24 protein-coding genes are annotated in these 14,757 nt (G+C 29.9%); 11 read left to right on the forward strand and 13 right to left on the reverse strand.

Annotated features, from left to right (window positions below; translation table 11 throughout):
• Positions 1-96 precede the first annotated feature (96 nt).
• Positions 97-1,791 (reverse strand): hypothetical protein, encoded by a 1,695-nt coding sequence (locus HA141_RS06225; RefSeq protein WP_209118005.1) that lies wholly within the window; start codon positions 1,789-1,791, stop codon positions 97-99.
• 278 nt (positions 1,792-2,069) lie between these two features.
• Positions 2,070-2,792, reverse strand: a complete 723-nt coding sequence (rluF, locus tag HA141_RS06230; RefSeq protein WP_209118007.1) for a 23S rRNA pseudouridine(2604) synthase RluF — start codon at positions 2,790-2,792, stop codon at positions 2,070-2,072.
• Between the two features lie 507 nt (positions 2,793-3,299).
• On the opposite strand from rluF, the gene HA141_RS06235 reads away from it, so the two are divergent.
• Positions 3,300-3,893, forward strand: coding sequence for a phytanoyl-CoA dioxygenase family protein (locus tag HA141_RS06235; protein ID WP_209118009.1), 594 nt, complete (start codon positions 3,300-3,302; stop codon positions 3,891-3,893).
• Positions 3,894-4,302: 409 nt separating this feature from the next.
• Here the strand turns inward: HA141_RS06235 and HA141_RS06240 are convergent, their stop codons facing one another.
• Together HA141_RS06240 and HA141_RS06245 are read right to left on the reverse strand one after the other, a co-directional pair.
• Positions 4,303-4,920 (reverse strand): YSC84-related protein, encoded by a 618-nt coding sequence (locus tag HA141_RS06240; RefSeq protein WP_209118011.1) that lies wholly within the window; start codon positions 4,918-4,920, stop codon positions 4,303-4,305.
• Between the two features lie 336 nt (positions 4,921-5,256).
• The gene (locus tag HA141_RS06245; protein WP_209118013.1) at positions 5,257-5,895 is read right to left on the reverse strand and encodes an SOS response-associated peptidase; all 639 of its coding nucleotides are present in this window, start codon (positions 5,893-5,895) and stop codon (positions 5,257-5,259) included.
• A 191-nt stretch (positions 5,896-6,086) separates the two neighbouring features.
• Here HA141_RS06245 and HA141_RS06250 point away from each other — a divergent pair, with 191 nt between their 5' ends.
• The 3 genes from HA141_RS06250 to HA141_RS06260 all read left to right on the forward strand — a co-directional run bounded on the left by HA141_RS06250 (position 6,087) and on the right by HA141_RS06260 (position 6,835).
• On the forward strand, positions 6,087-6,233 hold the full coding sequence (locus HA141_RS06250) for a hypothetical protein (protein ID WP_209118015.1): 147 nt from the start codon (positions 6,087-6,089) through the stop codon (positions 6,231-6,233).
• A 240-nt stretch (positions 6,234-6,473) separates the two neighbouring features.
• Positions 6,474-6,659, forward strand: coding sequence for a hypothetical protein (locus HA141_RS06255; protein ID WP_209118017.1), 186 nt, complete (start codon positions 6,474-6,476; stop codon positions 6,657-6,659).
• 11 nt (positions 6,660-6,670) lie between these two features.
• Positions 6,671-6,835 (forward strand): hypothetical protein, encoded by a 165-nt coding sequence (locus tag HA141_RS06260; protein ID WP_209118020.1) that lies wholly within the window; start codon positions 6,671-6,673, stop codon positions 6,833-6,835.
• Positions 6,836-7,124: 289 nt separating this feature from the next.
• Here the strand turns inward: HA141_RS06260 and HA141_RS06270 are convergent, their stop codons facing one another.
• Positions 7,125-7,436, reverse strand: coding sequence for a DUF3303 domain-containing protein (locus HA141_RS06270; protein ID WP_209118022.1), 312 nt, complete (start codon positions 7,434-7,436; stop codon positions 7,125-7,127).
• Between the two features lie 291 nt (positions 7,437-7,727).
• Between HA141_RS06270 and HA141_RS06275 the strand changes: the two genes are divergently transcribed.
• The 6 genes from HA141_RS06275 to HA141_RS06300 all read left to right on the forward strand — a co-directional run bounded on the left by HA141_RS06275 (position 7,728) and on the right by HA141_RS06300 (position 9,843).
• Complete coding sequence (locus HA141_RS06275; protein ID WP_209118024.1) at positions 7,728-7,892, forward strand: DUF1651 domain-containing protein; 165 nt, start codon at positions 7,728-7,730, stop codon at positions 7,890-7,892.
• 113 nt (positions 7,893-8,005) lie between these two features.
• Positions 8,006-8,173, forward strand: a complete 168-nt coding sequence (locus tag HA141_RS06280; protein ID WP_209118026.1) for a hypothetical protein — start codon at positions 8,006-8,008, stop codon at positions 8,171-8,173.
• A gap of 698 nt (positions 8,174-8,871) precedes the next feature.
• On the forward strand, positions 8,872-9,018 hold the full coding sequence (locus HA141_RS06285) for a hypothetical protein (RefSeq protein ID WP_209118029.1): 147 nt from the start codon (positions 8,872-8,874) through the stop codon (positions 9,016-9,018).
• 109 nt (positions 9,019-9,127) lie between these two features.
• Complete coding sequence (locus HA141_RS06290) at positions 9,128-9,358, forward strand: hypothetical protein (protein ID WP_209118031.1); 231 nt, start codon at positions 9,128-9,130, stop codon at positions 9,356-9,358.
• 86 nt (positions 9,359-9,444) lie between these two features.
• Complete coding sequence (locus HA141_RS06295) at positions 9,445-9,582, forward strand: DUF3721 domain-containing protein (RefSeq protein WP_025970316.1); 138 nt, start codon at positions 9,445-9,447, stop codon at positions 9,580-9,582.
• Positions 9,583-9,843: a hypothetical protein gene (locus tag HA141_RS06300; protein WP_209118033.1), complete on the forward strand. Its 261-nt coding sequence runs from the start codon at positions 9,583-9,585 to the stop codon at positions 9,841-9,843.
• A gap of 28 nt (positions 9,844-9,871) precedes the next feature.
• Here HA141_RS06300 and HA141_RS06305 read toward each other — a convergent pair whose 3' ends face one another.
• The 7 genes from HA141_RS06305 to HA141_RS06330 form a co-directional block, all read right to left on the reverse strand.
• Complete coding sequence (locus HA141_RS06305) at positions 9,872-10,072, reverse strand: DUF2839 family protein (RefSeq protein ID WP_209118035.1); 201 nt, start codon at positions 10,070-10,072, stop codon at positions 9,872-9,874.
• A gap of 404 nt (positions 10,073-10,476) precedes the next feature.
• Positions 10,477-10,767: a hypothetical protein gene (locus tag HA141_RS06310; RefSeq protein WP_209118037.1), complete on the reverse strand. Its 291-nt coding sequence runs from the start codon at positions 10,765-10,767 to the stop codon at positions 10,477-10,479.
• Positions 10,768-10,965: 198 nt separating this feature from the next.
• The gene (locus tag HA141_RS06315) at positions 10,966-11,127 is read right to left on the reverse strand and encodes a hypothetical protein (protein ID WP_209118039.1); all 162 of its coding nucleotides are present in this window, start codon (positions 11,125-11,127) and stop codon (positions 10,966-10,968) included.
• A 187-nt stretch (positions 11,128-11,314) separates the two neighbouring features.
• Positions 11,315-11,590 (reverse strand): hypothetical protein, encoded by a 276-nt coding sequence (locus HA141_RS06320; RefSeq protein ID WP_209118041.1) that lies wholly within the window; start codon positions 11,588-11,590, stop codon positions 11,315-11,317.
• A 365-nt stretch (positions 11,591-11,955) separates the two neighbouring features.
• Positions 11,956-12,090: a hypothetical protein gene (locus tag HA141_RS09715; protein WP_257473156.1), complete on the reverse strand. Its 135-nt coding sequence runs from the start codon at positions 12,088-12,090 to the stop codon at positions 11,956-11,958.
• Between the two features lie 208 nt (positions 12,091-12,298).
• Complete coding sequence (locus tag HA141_RS06325; protein WP_209118043.1) at positions 12,299-12,514, reverse strand: DUF2839 family protein; 216 nt, start codon at positions 12,512-12,514, stop codon at positions 12,299-12,301.
• 2 nt (positions 12,515-12,516) lie between these two features.
• Positions 12,517-12,747 carry a hypothetical protein gene (locus HA141_RS06330; RefSeq protein WP_209118045.1) on the reverse strand — a complete coding sequence of 77 codons (231 nt, stop codon included), beginning with the start codon at positions 12,745-12,747 and terminating at the stop codon, positions 12,517-12,519.
• 154 nt (positions 12,748-12,901) lie between these two features.
• Here HA141_RS06330 and HA141_RS09720 point away from each other — a divergent pair, with 154 nt between their 5' ends.
• Positions 12,902-13,027 carry a hypothetical protein gene (locus HA141_RS09720; RefSeq protein ID WP_280634162.1) on the forward strand — a complete coding sequence of 42 codons (126 nt, stop codon included), beginning with the start codon at positions 12,902-12,904 and terminating at the stop codon, positions 13,025-13,027.
• Positions 13,028-13,310: 283 nt separating this feature from the next.
• Here the strand turns inward: HA141_RS09720 and HA141_RS06340 are convergent, their stop codons facing one another.
• Positions 13,311-14,609: an NRAMP family divalent metal transporter gene (locus HA141_RS06340; protein WP_209118049.1), complete on the reverse strand. Its 1,299-nt coding sequence runs from the start codon at positions 14,607-14,609 to the stop codon at positions 13,311-13,313.
• Positions 14,610-14,757: the final 148 nt, after the last annotated feature.

The following is a 14,757-nucleotide window of genomic DNA, read 5'->3' on the forward strand; positions in this document are numbered from 1 at the left end:
GCGTTAGAAAGTAGACTTTTATCCTTAAAAAGTAATGGCTAGATCTTACAGATTCGTTAACTCAAATAGATTAAAGATAAAAAGTTTTAAACAGGCTTATTTTGAGGTCCTAAAACGCCAAACCAGACTTGCATCCAAGGTATTGGCATCCAAATTCCCATCATTAGAAATCACTTTTCCTATGCCAGTTTGAAAGCTGAAGTCATTATTTAGAATGTACTCTAACCCGACACTCGGTTTATATAATAAGGCGTTACCACTATCAACGCCCCCTCCCCCTCCGGCACCTATAAGCATTTCGCCATAGATTTTCCAGTTCATCCATTTTGGGCTAAAAACACCTACACCCCAGTGCCCCTCCGAATAGCCACCAGCCCCTCCTGCATACGCGCTTAATCCTTGTCCTGTAAGATACCACCAATCTCCTTTCATCCAGTCAATTTTACCTCCCAACAGTTGCATATCGCGTGAAAGGGTATCCCTACGTTGCGCATTAAAATACCATTGATGTGCTGGACGAAAACGCCATTTGGTAGTTTCTATACGGTCTTTTCTTGTCAGAGGTGCTCCTTTTTGATCCTGAGCAAAAGTTTTCATTACGTGCGTCAAATTTAAACCAAAATAAGGGGTATCAAAATTGCCATCTGGGGCGGTGAGATAGCCGCCGTCAGTAATTAGGCTGAGATCAGGAGAAAGTCGGTATTCCAATCCTATATTTGCTCGAGCAACAAATCCTCCTCCGGTCTCGACGGCACCGCCACCCGCGCCACCAATGGTTAAGGCAGGGAGTAAAGCCAGACGATCACTCTTTGTTAGTGGTATCCGATAGCCTAACCCCGCCAAAAGTTCAGCGTACCCACCAACACCTCCTGATACGGCACCTGCAGTTTCAAAAGTTGCAAACCAGTTTTCATCAAGAAAATAAGAGTACTCAACGCCGACCAGCCCCAATGATTCATCAAGGGGGCCACCAGAGGTGGTTCTGCTGCCGCTGGAGGGAGAATAGGCGCGAGTGCGTACAGCTAGGTGAGATCGGTGGCTGCTAACATTTCTGTATTCTGACCCGAAATGATTGGCCACGGTCAGCTCATCATCTTCCAAATTGAATATCGGTGAACTGAAGGGAAATTCCAGTGAAAGAGCAATTGCATCGCTGGAAATATCTCCGTTAGGAAAATCTACGTAAGTATAATTCAGGCCTACTGTGCTCCAGCTAAAGTCGTACTTGAGACCGATATGAGGGCGAATCATCAACCCTCCTCCTTGCGCGGCGGAACCTCCGCCACCGGCACCAACATAACCTCCAGTATCTAGGCTCCAGTTTTCGGTTAATTTACGTTCTATACCTAAGGTATAGCCTCCAGTAAAGAACCCACCTCGGCGTCCTCTCGCGGCACCAAAAAGTGTTATACCGCCGTACATCCAAGGATTAAACAGATTGTAAGCCCCTATACTATACAAACCCATATTTTCACCCTCATCTGGCATATCAATTTCCTCAAAAGAAAACCGCAGGGAGCGATTGCGCCAAATTAGAGGCTCCCTTAATGCGTTTTTTCCACCCTCAAGCTGGTTTATTGAAGAACCTTCTTCATTTGCATTTTTAAAATAATTTTCTTCGCCTTTGTAAAATTTCCAAATAATCTTTTTCAATGGTTTAGATTTATTTTCTTCAACCTTTTCCCAAATAATATTATTTATTTCAGATGAATCTTCTTTTACTTTTTCTGCAAAGACTCCTAGAAAATTTAATGACTGACTAATCAAAAATATATAAACTATCAACCTCATTTTAAAAATTTATTTTAATTTCTAAATAATCATCTTAAGTATATCCAATAAATCAATACTAATTAATATGAAATTCCCCAAAGCAATAATTATCTTTGTCTCCTAAAAAAAAGAATAATGTAATTTGTTCTAACACTTATAGTTATTCTAAAAAAAACTTAATCTTAAATTCAAAAAATAAAGTGAAATTATTGCCAAAAAATTTCCAAAATAGGTCAATAAATTTTCTCAAATTAAATAGTCAAATGTAATTACTAAAGAAAAAAAGAGATTTTTGACTAGTCAATTGTTTTTGAAGAGTTTTCAAGTAGTTTATTTAGTTGTATGAGTTCTTTTTTGGTAAATTCACGATATTTACCTAGAGGCACGTCTAATTTAATATTCATAATCCTTACACGCTTTAATGATTGAACTTTGTAACCTAAGGACTCACACATTCTCCTAATCTGACGGTTAAGTCCTTGAGTAAGTATGATTTTAAATTTTTTTGGTCCCAATTGTTTTACGAAACAATTCTTAGTTTTGGTTTCTAATATTTCAACTCCATTACTCATGGTTTGAATAAATTCTCTATTAATCGGAAGATTTACACTTACGATGTATTCTTTTTCATGATTATTTCTTGCTCTAAGTATTTTATTTACGATATCTCCATCATTGGTTAAAAAAATCAATCCCTCACTTGGTTTGTCCAATCTTCCAATAGGAAATATTCTTTTAGGATATTTAATGAAATCTATAATATTGTCAGTTTCTACTCCTCTATCAGTTGTGCAAACAATTCCAACAGGTTTATTAAAGGCTAAATATATCTTTTTTTGTCTCTTTGATTTTTCTATTATTTGACCTTGAACTTCTACTTGATCCCCTTCCTCTATCTTGGTTCCTATTTCGGGAATTTTGCCATTAATGGTTATTTTTCCTTCTTCAATTAGTTTATCTGCTCTTCTTCTAGAACAGTAACCTAATTCACTTAAGTATTTATTTATTCTGGTAGCCATTTTTGTCGAAGTTACCTTATTATTTATTTTAAATATCCGGACAAATTTCGGACAGATAATGGACAATTTTTTCAAATATTTAAACTACAAATCTTAAACAATTCCATAAGTCAAGAAATAACTAATTTAATTAATATCCATAATATTTCTTTATGCCACAGTTTATTGAATTATCTATAAACTCAAAATTACCTATTACACAAGTCGTGGCTATTATTTGTTTAACTTTAGTATTTGGAAATATTATTAGTTTTTAGGAAAATTTTAAAAAAACGTATAATCATCTAAACCCTTAAAAAGAGGTTTTTGAACCTATTTTTCACTTAGGTGAATATTCTTATTTATTTATAATGGTATATTTAAAATCAATACAAAAGACCTTGAAAAGTGCTTGAATTGTCCGCTATAAAATTTAAATTTAGCAAGTTTGGTTTTACTAGTATCTCCCCAAAGATTAAAAACAAGAGAGTTTTTTTTGAGAAGATATCCTTTAAGAAAAATAAAGATTTGCTTATTAAAGATAAAAAAGATGCTGGAGCATTAAAAGTAAAAAAAGAAGATCTTCAGAAGAACTATAATTTTTATGCTGATTTACTTTTGAGGTCCGGATACATAAAAATTGCAGAGGAACTTGTTAAAGATAAAATCTATCCCTATGTTGTAATGCATATGTTAAATGATAAAAATACTAAGGAACTTATATGGCATAGAGACCAATATTTTCATGGTAAAGATTTTATAGGGCCAAAATTTAAACTATATAAGTTAGCAATTTATTTGCAGGATACGGATAAAAATAATGGAGTAACTGGCTTTATCCCAAAATTCATATCTCCCAGATTTAAAAATAGATATATCGACACTATTTTTGCATACTTATCTTCTTTCTTATCTATTCATCCAAGATTATCTATTGGAGACGCGGTAATCTTTAGTGGTAAAGTTATGCATCATCGCCCAAGACAAAGAAATAATAATTTAAGAGAGGCAATAATTTTTTCATGTACAAATAATCCTAATAATCTTCCAAATCTTAAAGATGATGAAAAAGAATTTTTAAATGTTTTCCTAAAGAGTAAAATTAATCTTGGAATTAAATAATAAATGAATCTAAATACCTTCCTTCTAATTCTGCTTGTTATTGCAGCTTATACAAATTTGTATTTAACTCTGAAAAAAAGTAGAAAGAAATAATTTTTATAAATTAACTGGTATTTATTGGTTGAGTTTATATCTAAAGCTAATGATAAAAACCTATATCGTAGTTCTGAGATCCCCTAATTTCTTAGATATCTAAAATAATAGGCTTTAAACATTTGTTTTAACTTCTTTCTCAAATTCGAGGGTAACTTTGGAACTTGCTAGATTGCATCTTCAGATACTTTCGGGCCATCTAGTAATAGCAGTAAATCCTAGATAATAATATTTTTTACAGGAAAAATTTCCCTCAAAAGTTCCTCAAATAATTTTTCTTTAGGCTTATTTTGTAATTTAAAATATAAATAAAATTTTAGTATTCTTTATAGCTAAATTTTTGTCCTCCTATGCTTGCTTCATACATAAGTCCTCCTTTTGAAAATGTAAGAACTGCAACTCCGTCACTATAATCCGCAGATGCATTAGCTCCCTCTGAGATTAACGCTGCACTAGCCGATGCTCCAAATTCAAAATTACCTTGAGTAAACCTATCGAGGGATTTCTTGTCTTTAAAAAAGATAATCTGGCTAAATGCTTGTCCTCCTAACTGGAGACCGATAGAAACCTGAGTTAAAGTGGTTGATCCAATAACATTCCCTTTTTCAAACACCTCACCCTTACCTCTAGCGCCTCCAATACCAATTCCTCCTTTTCCAACATTTGGGAAAACAGCATAGCCTCTTGCTTTTTTAAAGTAAGTTTTTAAAGAAGAGGTATTTTTAAATTTATTTAATGCCTTCATCGTTTTATCGCTAGCTTTTATATCTTTATTTTTTTTATCTGATGATGGTCTCCAACCAGATATTAAATATTCATCTGAAAGTTTTTTGAATTGAGATTCATTAAGATGAGATGACCTAACAATAGCTAAAGATTGCGGAAAAACTAGCAATGAAACCAAAAAAGGCTTCCAAAGTGATCTCAAATACATAATTATCTTCTATGACTAATATCTAAAAATATACTCTATTAATAATTGAATTAAAAATTTATTTCACAATTACTATTTCTTTTAAATCAAAAGGGTGCAGTTTGGAATACTGATTTCAAAATCCTTGCAATTAGCAGAGGAATTTCGAGATTGTTTTTATGGGAAATCATTTCCTTTTGTGAAAATAGATTTTCGAGGATCCTCATAAATCATAAAGATTTTAAAACGGTCTTAGCTTAAAGTCCTTTAAAGCAGAAAAAATCTAGCTGATTAGTGAATGAAATGTTTTGAAAAATTCCTGACAACGTTAATTTATGAAAATGCTAAATATTTTATTTAAAACAAACTCATTTGATTAGTTTTTTTTACGTTAACATTTTCTACTATCCAACCATCAGAAGGCCAACCCATCATTATTGGAAGTAATCCTTTTAATTTACTAGAGTCTTTAACTTGCTCTGTCCATTCCACCTCGTATCCATCGGGGATAATTACAGGCATGCGGTTATGTAAAGGCTTAACTAATTCATTCGGTTTAGTTGTCAAAATGCAGCAACTCTCAAGTTCGGCTCCATCTAGTGAGGTCCACTTACTCCAAATTCCTCCCAACCAAAAAGTTTCATAATTCGCTTTTCGAACACGATACTTTTTTTCAAAAAAACCACTCGCAGGTATTAGGCACCTTTTATGTTTCCAACTTCCACTAAATAATTTTTTTTCTTCTACGGTTTCTGATCTTGCATTAAATGGTCTTGGCCTCTTTTTATCAAATGGGGTTGTAGCCCAAGGGGAAATAAAGCCCCATGTCATAAAAGTAGTTTTAATTCTTCCTTCGTTTTTAATTACAATCACAGGATCATTAGGTTTTATTAGATTTTGAGTCTCGTATTTAGATTCAAGTCCACTTGGATAATCTTGTTTCAAAATCTTTGGCAACTTCTCAAATTTAGTTTTCAGCTCAAATCTTCCGCACATTGATTTCTAAAATATTTTTTAAACTCACTTAAACAAAGCAGCTAATTTTCCTTATTTTAAATCTAATTTCAGTTTTCTCAAATAAAAAAACAATTTTTTGATCGCAGAAAGTTTTCATCTTAATAATTAAAAGAAAATATAGATATTGAAAAGTTTCCTCAAATTTAATTTACATATTTCAAACTGAGTATATGACAGATCCAATTCTCTATTTATCTATGATACTAGGACTAGGAGGAGTTTATGTATTAATCTCTTCCTTTCATGATGACGACGATGGTGACGATGATGGGGAAAAATATATTTTTAATTTTGAATACACTAATATAAGGGGATAATTGATGTGTTCATTAAGCAATATTTTTAAAAGAAAGCTTCCTGCTGAACAATAATGTAATTAAATTTTTTTAAAGTGAAATATTATCTAACTTCAAATAATTCCATTTTCTATTATATTGATTTTTAAATTTAGTTGTTGGTCCTCTTTCCGTATATGTTTGTACCTTAAACCGTACATTTTAATTAGTCGATTGATTAGCATGCATAGTTAGAACATAGTGGTAACAGAAATAAATTAAATGCCTTCAACACCGATCAAATCTTGTAATAAATATGTATTGAGTTACAAAGATTCATCAAATAACACACACGAAGTTGGTTTCTACGCACGTGATGCATACGATTGCCTAATGCTTGCGAGAGAATTCAACTCTTATGTACATGACAATCCAGGATCTGTAGTCAGAATTCAACAAAAATTTTGAGGAAATTAATTATGAATTTTAAAAAATCACCATTCGCAATTCAAGATAAAAATGCAAGAGATCTTGATAATGCAAAAGATTACCCAACAATTGCAGATTTAATGAGAGAACAGAATCTTCCACAAGATGAGGGAAATACAGTTCACCATCGTAGAGATTTAGACTCTCTAGGTTAGTTTACGAGAATGGCTATTTACTAATTTTATTAATTAATGATAATGATGAATGCCATTTTCGTTTCATTCATAAGATAAAATTTTCTTCCTCAAGTTTTTTAGCTCCACAGGCATATATGCAATATCTTTCTTTATTGCATTAATCTCATCTCTATACTTTCCAAGTTCCGCCAAAAGCATTTTTTTGAATTGTATTGACTTTCAATTTCTTCAGAAGAGAATCTTCCCATAAAAATATGTACTAACCTTTTATTTTAGATCAAAATTCAAGCACTCCAAAGATTAACTATTAGTTAGAGGTTGCTGCAAGTTCTTTATGGACGGAAAGAAATTCTTTATCTGTTAGAACTGGTGTAACTTCAATTTCTACTCCAAAATTATCGACCCAAATACTACTCCATTTCCAAATGTTCTGATGATTTGAAGATTCAACTATTGCCCAACCATTAGCCCCCTCAGGATTTACTACTCGATTAAGAACTTTAAACCCATCAAATTCATCACCTTCGCAACCTCCTTCCACAAAACCAGCAAAAGCTTCAGCCCCCTGCATGTGACTTTCTTGATCTGGAAATTGCCAATGTACGATGTAAGTTTGCATGATTTAATTTTTTTTTATTATTAATTATCTAATTTAAAAATAAAATAAAAAGTCTTTAAACACTAATTAAAAAGATATAAGCCTAAAAGGCAAAAGAACAAAAAAAAAGACTCTTACGAGCCTAGGTGATGGGGACTCCTATAATGACAAATTAAATAAAAACAAACAACCCCATCAATAGGTAATTTTTATTACTTACAAACACCATATGTAGTGCTAGGATTTACAAAAGGCTGGGTGATGGGGATTGTCCCGCTTTTTTAATTGGGGCGAAGCTAACGCCCTTTTTTTATGGAAAAATTTACTTTAATCAATAAAACGAGATCGTGGATTAAAGTATTTGAACCTTTTGAAGATAGTTCAAAGAACTCTTCTATAGTTAATGAAATTTTAATCTCTTATTATTGTGTTTTTAAGCGATCAGGTAAGCCAGTCATGAAAGGCTCTAGGGTTTAATATATAGAAGAAGCGAGAAACGAATATAAAAAAATGGTTAGTAGGTACTTTACCTAAAATTTGACATTATTAAAAATTAATTACTAGAAAAGCCTCAAAATGGAAGATTGAACATGAAAAAAGACATTTTTTCAAATATTAAAGATACAGATGCTTTGGAAAGTTTTTTCGAATGTTTAACTTCTTATAGCATCAATAGTGAGGGATTAGATTGCACAACAGCTTGTTATGTAAAACATTTAGAACCAAACAATATCGATTACCCTTTAAAATTTTCATAAGCAAAGCTTATTGATAATTGTTGTACTTCGCTGATGTTATTCCCACCTCCTCAAGTTATTTTTGGGCTATTGCTCTTATCTATATCAGTAATTCTCATCTGGGATATTAGATACAATCCTTTTGGAGAAGACGAAGACTGAATTTTATATTCAACTAGGAAGCTGATTTGTAGGTGGTGCGTGAAATTGCCGTTTCTTTCTTTTGAGTCTTTTGTAAGCGACTAAAGTGCCTATAAATAACAATGTAATAACTATTGAGTTAATCATATAAAGTAGTTTTATATATATAAAAACAAATATGTTCTAAATATCAATGAATAAAGTTTTTTTTTCAAAAAGTGACTAATTATGTACTGACTTTTAATTTTTTGCTTTGACATTAGATACCCAAACAAAAAAGAGAAAATGCATATTTGACCAAAAGTAATTTCTACTTAATTAGAATAAGTCACTTTTTCTTATTTCTCATTTGATATTGCAGAACAGCTTTTAGATGTTGTACTTCTTTTTCTAAAGTTTCAATTCTTTTTTCTAGTTCTTCATTAGTTGCCATTTTTTTAAAAGATAAATTCTTAGATATTTATACTATTCAAAAAGTGACTTGTTACCCATGGCAACCGTCAAATAAGTATTAGAGCCTATTGATGGGCATAATTTCTCTAGATAAATTATGCAGAGTATAAATTTTGGGGGAATTTATGAGTGGAGATTATGAGACACTAGAAATCAATCAACCTAAAATTAAATATTTTCAGAAAAGATCCGAAAATAATACAAAATGGTTAGATGAATTAATCAACCAAATTGAAGATATGAAAAACAATATATCCAAATCTGCTGAATGACAGAAAAAGATTTGCAGGAATTAGAGAAATTTGCAAAAGAAAATGGATACAAAGACGAGCTAAAAGATATATATTTAAGGGAAGTTATTGACCGAAATAAAGAATACGAATGAGATCTAATTTTCGACCAAACATTCGACTAGCTACAAACATTCTTCTAGTTATTGGTACTTTTGCAATTGCTTTAAAGATTACTCCAATAGCAGCGATATATAAGGAAAAAAATTTATGTATTAAATACTTAAAACATCAAATAGATCGAGATAAACTTATCAAAAAACTAAAAATAGTTAAACAAGCAAATCCATCTAGTATTTGTAGCTCTATCCTAAAAAGTTAAAAATGCGAATTATTCTTAGAAATTTTAAATTTTTTATTTTTTTATTTTTCTTATCTCTAAATTTCAATAATTATTCTCTTTCACATATGAGGGGTACATTTCTTTCTGAAGAGGAAGCTGAAAAAAGGTCTTTAGAACTTGGTTGTGAAGGAATTCATAAAAACCAGGATAAATGGATGCCATGCAAAAACGAAAAAGAATTACATATTTATTTGAGGAAATAGATGGAAAGATTAAAAACCAATAAAAGAAAAATTCACAGAAAAATAACCGCAATTTCAGCAATACCATTATTAATTACTATTGTATCAGGGACTATTTATAGTATTCTTCAACCATTAGGAGTAGATGCTTTTTGGTTAATAAAATGGCATACGGGTAATTTTGGCATTATTAATTTGAAACCTTTTTACTCGATATTTCTTGGTGTAGCTTCAATAATCTCAATAATATCTGGCATTAAAATATTACAAGAAAAACCTTAGATAAATTCAAAGCTAGGCCAAAATCTAACTAATTAATACTATTTGCTCCTCCACTTACTAAGAAAATTATCGTTCCTAGAACCATTGTTGCTACACCCATATAAGGATATTTCTTAATTCTTGATTTGGTAATTGGAAGCCATGAAAGGTATCTATCAGATTTATTCAATTCAACTTTTTTTTGTCTAGGTGGCAATCCTAATTCTTCTCTTCTTTTTGCTTCACCCATAATAATAAATTTATCTATATACAAATACTAAAAATTATGTTCTAAACCTGCGAGTCAATTTTATAAAAAATTAGTTCTTTAAATATGGGTAAATTATTTAAAATTTATTTGGCCTTTTTTAAATATAGATTCTTTGTATTTGCCTGATCTGATGTAAATAACAAAATTAATATAGTCCCAACTAAAAATGAAAAAATCATGGTTAAACCAACAACTTCAACCATTTCACTAGGCAGATAATTTAGAAACATAATCAATAGATCTCTTATTTTAAATTTAGCAATTTTACTTTTTATGTAAAGTAAGTATCCTCCTTAAATTTCGAAAAGAAATTTCTGAGACTCTATAATCTTTATATATTTTTATTTGAGGGATAAATCTAGTTCTAGCCGATCACAATTTTCCTACTTAGCTATTCCTATTTTCTTAAGCAATTTTAGGTAAGGCAAGGCCCACTTACCAAAGGTAAAAGAGATTGTCGTATTTTTTGTAGTTGGTAGTAATGTTTTAGAACGCATAGAGGCTAATTTAGAAAAATTCTTAATAGCCTCTGCTTCTAGATTATCCATATACAAATTTTTTTGAACACCTCGATTTTTCTTCTGTGGTAAAAAATTTTCTATAAACCATAAAACTTGATCTAAATTTGATTTATTGGTTGAAGTTTTAATTTGTTTATATTTCTTTGAAAACATATTTATTTACTTCTTAATTACTGAATTAAATTTGCCATTTATATAATTTAAATCAATAGTAAAAGCATCAAAATCATGTTCTTTTTAATAATCGATAATTGAAAAAACAAATTAATAATTACCTTTTTTTTATAAAAACAAAAAAAGAGGGTTCAATCCCTCTCTTTTTGATAAGTTCCAAAAAAGAAATTTAAGATTTTAGTCTTTCAATTTCATACCTTTTTGTGTTTGCCTGATTCTTTCTTCAAAAACGGATCTTCTGTATGGAATTACTTCTCCATTTTTAGTTGCCAAAAGTTGGGCTTGGTGCAGCCTATTGGCCTTTTTGATTTTTTCTCTTATTTGTAAGAGGTTATACATGGTTTTGTGCAGTTAATGAGAATCCCGTTCCCTATTCCCATGTCATGCGTCCAGAATTATAAACTTGGATGAACGTAAATGAACAATAACACCTCCTAAAAAATAACGCGAGAGTAATTTTTACTAATTATTTTTCCCAAAAATAAAGATTATATAAATTGAAAAAAAAACTTTAATATTGAGTACATTAGGATAAGAAAATAGTCTGAGAACCATCATTTTTATTTTGAATAACTATTTTTTTATTTGGGAATATATCTGATAATATTTTCTTCAAATTTGAATTATCTGAGGCAATTTTATTATCCATAATTTTTGAATTAATTTTCCAATTTTCATCTACAAATAGTTCTTCATCATCTCTTTTTTTTGTATCTACTGAAATCTTATTTAGGATCTTAAGTAACAATTCGGAATCATAATCTCTAAATTCTTTAGCACTCTCTTTGAAATTTTTAGTCATTATTTAGAAATCTTATATTTCTAAATCTTGCTTGAAAAATGTGAAGAATACAAGGTATTAATTACCTAAAATTTCTTCCAAAATAAAAATTTCGGATGAAATTAAAATATTTTTCTTTAGAAAATTTAATTTCAAAATACCAAAAGAATAATATTTAAAAAGATTAATTAATTATTTACACAATTTATTTACTTGTTAAGTTGCAAAGAAGAGATTCAGGAAAAATGCCAAGAGTAATTAACAAAAAAATTAGACTTTTAAGGTGGTTAAATTCAGGCATGATATTACCATTTATATTTATGGCTGCATCCTCATCTATCGTTCTTTATGGTATTTTATTTATTCTTATAAAATAGTTACCTAATTTAAGCAGCTAAGTTTTCATCAGATTCAGAAATAATCATTGCAGCTTTTTTTAATAAACTAACTACTTCTTTTCTTCCAACTGCATTATCAGCTTGACGCATAATTTCAGCATATTTTTTATTTATTTTTTTCATAAAAAGTTTTAATTTAATCCAAAATTACAACACTATAAGATGATGTCAATCGTAAATAATTCCCTTATATTATTTGTTTGATAATTTATTGAAAAACTAAAATTGTTCATTTATTGTCCTTAAAGTGTTTTTAATTGGATGCTTTAAAAGAATTTGAAATAAAAAAAAACCATAGAGAAATTATTATAAAAATTATTAATCCTCGTAATTAGGCAATATTAAAGAATTTAAAAACAAAAAATAATCCTCCAACTAGGATCAATATTGCAGCTCCATAAAAAAGAAAAGGTATTATTGGATATCTATATAATGTGGACCTAACTTTTTGTTGTATAGCTTTTTTGTCGAGTTGAGGCAAATTTATATCTTTATTTTTATCTCTAGGTGGAATACCTAAATTTTTTCTTCTCTTTGCTTCTCCCATAATTAATACTGATTTTTTCCCATGCATTTAAAATAATTTTTATCGGCTAAATCTAAGATTTGATCCCATTCTTCTCTAGATGTATCCAAAGGATTTTTAAAATCTTTTTCAAACTTTAACATACATCTTTTTTCTATATTTTCTGGGGAATTATAATTTTTTAAAAAAGTAACACCCAAATATGATAATGATGAAATAAATACAACTAGCTTAGCAATTCTAAAACTCTCCATATTTTAGATGATATTCCCTGATAACAAAATAATTTACTTTTTAGTTTTATAATTTATTTAAATTATTATAAACAATTTTAAAATGATAAATTCCGTAAATTTTAATCATTTGCCTATTAAGGATTTGTTTTTTTCAGGATTAATAATCTTAATTATGTCAACAATTATTGCCAATATTTATGACCCATTATTAGGAATAATTTATGCATTTGGTAATGTACTCGCTCTCACTTTTTTGAGTTGGTTATACAAAGAAACTTGGAGTGATCCAAGTAAATAAAATCAATTAAAAAAAGATAAATATAAAAAATCTACTTTTGTATTTTTAACTTTGAAGAATATTTTAAATTCACAATGTAAGTTGCAACAAGAGAAAGTATTAAAAAAAATAATAAGCTCTCCAAAGTAGATTGAGGCATAACCATAATTAGTACCAAAAATAATACATTTCTAGAGAAACGAATTCTGAAGAAAAATCAACCCTTTTATTATTTTTTATTTTCAAATTAATAAATTTAAGAGAGTAAAATCATAATATATAAAAATTTTTTAATAATTAAAAATTAACCAATCCCAAAAAATGAATTTGCAATAAACAATAAACTAAATAAAGTTAAGAAAATTAATCCTATCCAACTTATTGTTTTTAGAAAAAATCCATATCTATACTTAATTGGTACTAATTTGCTATTTATAGTATCCATTGCCATCCATGCAAATAAAGGTGCAGTTAAAAAACTTCCAGTCATTGCAGCAAATACAAAATCTTTTACTCCTATACCTCCAGACCTTGCAATCAGCAAAGCTATTAATGATGCAAAGATATGTACAATCATCCAAAGTTGAAATCTATTTCGCTCTCCTTTGGAATCCATATGTCCTAAATCAGTACCACTCAATAAACCTTGAATAGCAGAGATACTTCTTGGATATGCATCTATACAAGTAATTGTAGTACTAAACATTGCGGCAAACGCTGCAGGTATTATGATCCATTGAGCCCAATTGCCAATAGATTTTGTATAAAGGAGTATTAATTTTTGAGCGAAGGAAACTCCACTTCCGGAAAGCATTCCATCGCCAGTACCATACATTGTTATTGCGCCAAGAGTAAGGAAGAAAATTGCCGTAACAACAGTTATTACGTAACCGAGATTAAAATCAAATTCTGCTTCACTGATATTTGGTTTATAGTTTGAATCATTTGCTCGAGAAAACATCCATAAAGAAGGCCAAACGCATAACTCTACTGGGCAAGGCATCCATCCCATTAAAGGGATCAAAAAAGCTAAATTTGTTAACTTCCATGGGCTGATTTCTGGTTCAAAAAAACTTATATTTAGAGACTGACTTATTGAAACTTTGAATAACAGTGATAAAACTGCGAACAATGTTAAAAAAGTTAGAAGAGATACTAAAAATTTTGAAATTCTATCAAGGGCTTTATATTTACCAAGAATTAATATCATTCCAGAAAAAATCAGAATTCCTATAGACAAATCCATAGCTGGAAAAACTGAAAAAAAGGGGATATTAGTTAAAAGAACACCAGAAACAAAACTTACAGCCGCTATTGTAAAAGTACCTGTAATTAGACTAACTATTAGAAATACAGGAAGATATAAAGAATTCCTTTCTTTGAAACCTTCTAATAATGATTTACCAGTTGATGCTGTAAATCTAGTCCCAACCAATAAGAATGGATATTTTAAAAGATTAGTAAGAAGGATTAGGCCAACTAATGAAAATCCAAACCTCGCACCCGCGGTAGTTGATGACAATAAATGAGAACCTCCAATTGCAGCTCCAGCTAGCAAAATTCCTGGACCCAAACTTTTTTGTATTCCTTTTGATAAATTCATGTTTTTAATCAGATGATTTAATTTATTTTTTGAGCCCTCATAAACTTATTTTTTAATACTCCTTTTTTCAATACATTATTAGATAATGAGTGAAAAATAATAAGTATAATTAGGAATCCTATTCGAACTTTCATGAGATAATTCTTTC

The sequence above is a fragment of the Prochlorococcus marinus XMU1402 genome (genome assembly GCF_017696205.1).
Lineage (GTDB): Bacteria > Cyanobacteriota > Cyanobacteriia > PCC-6307 > Cyanobiaceae > Prochlorococcus_A > Prochlorococcus_A marinus_AC.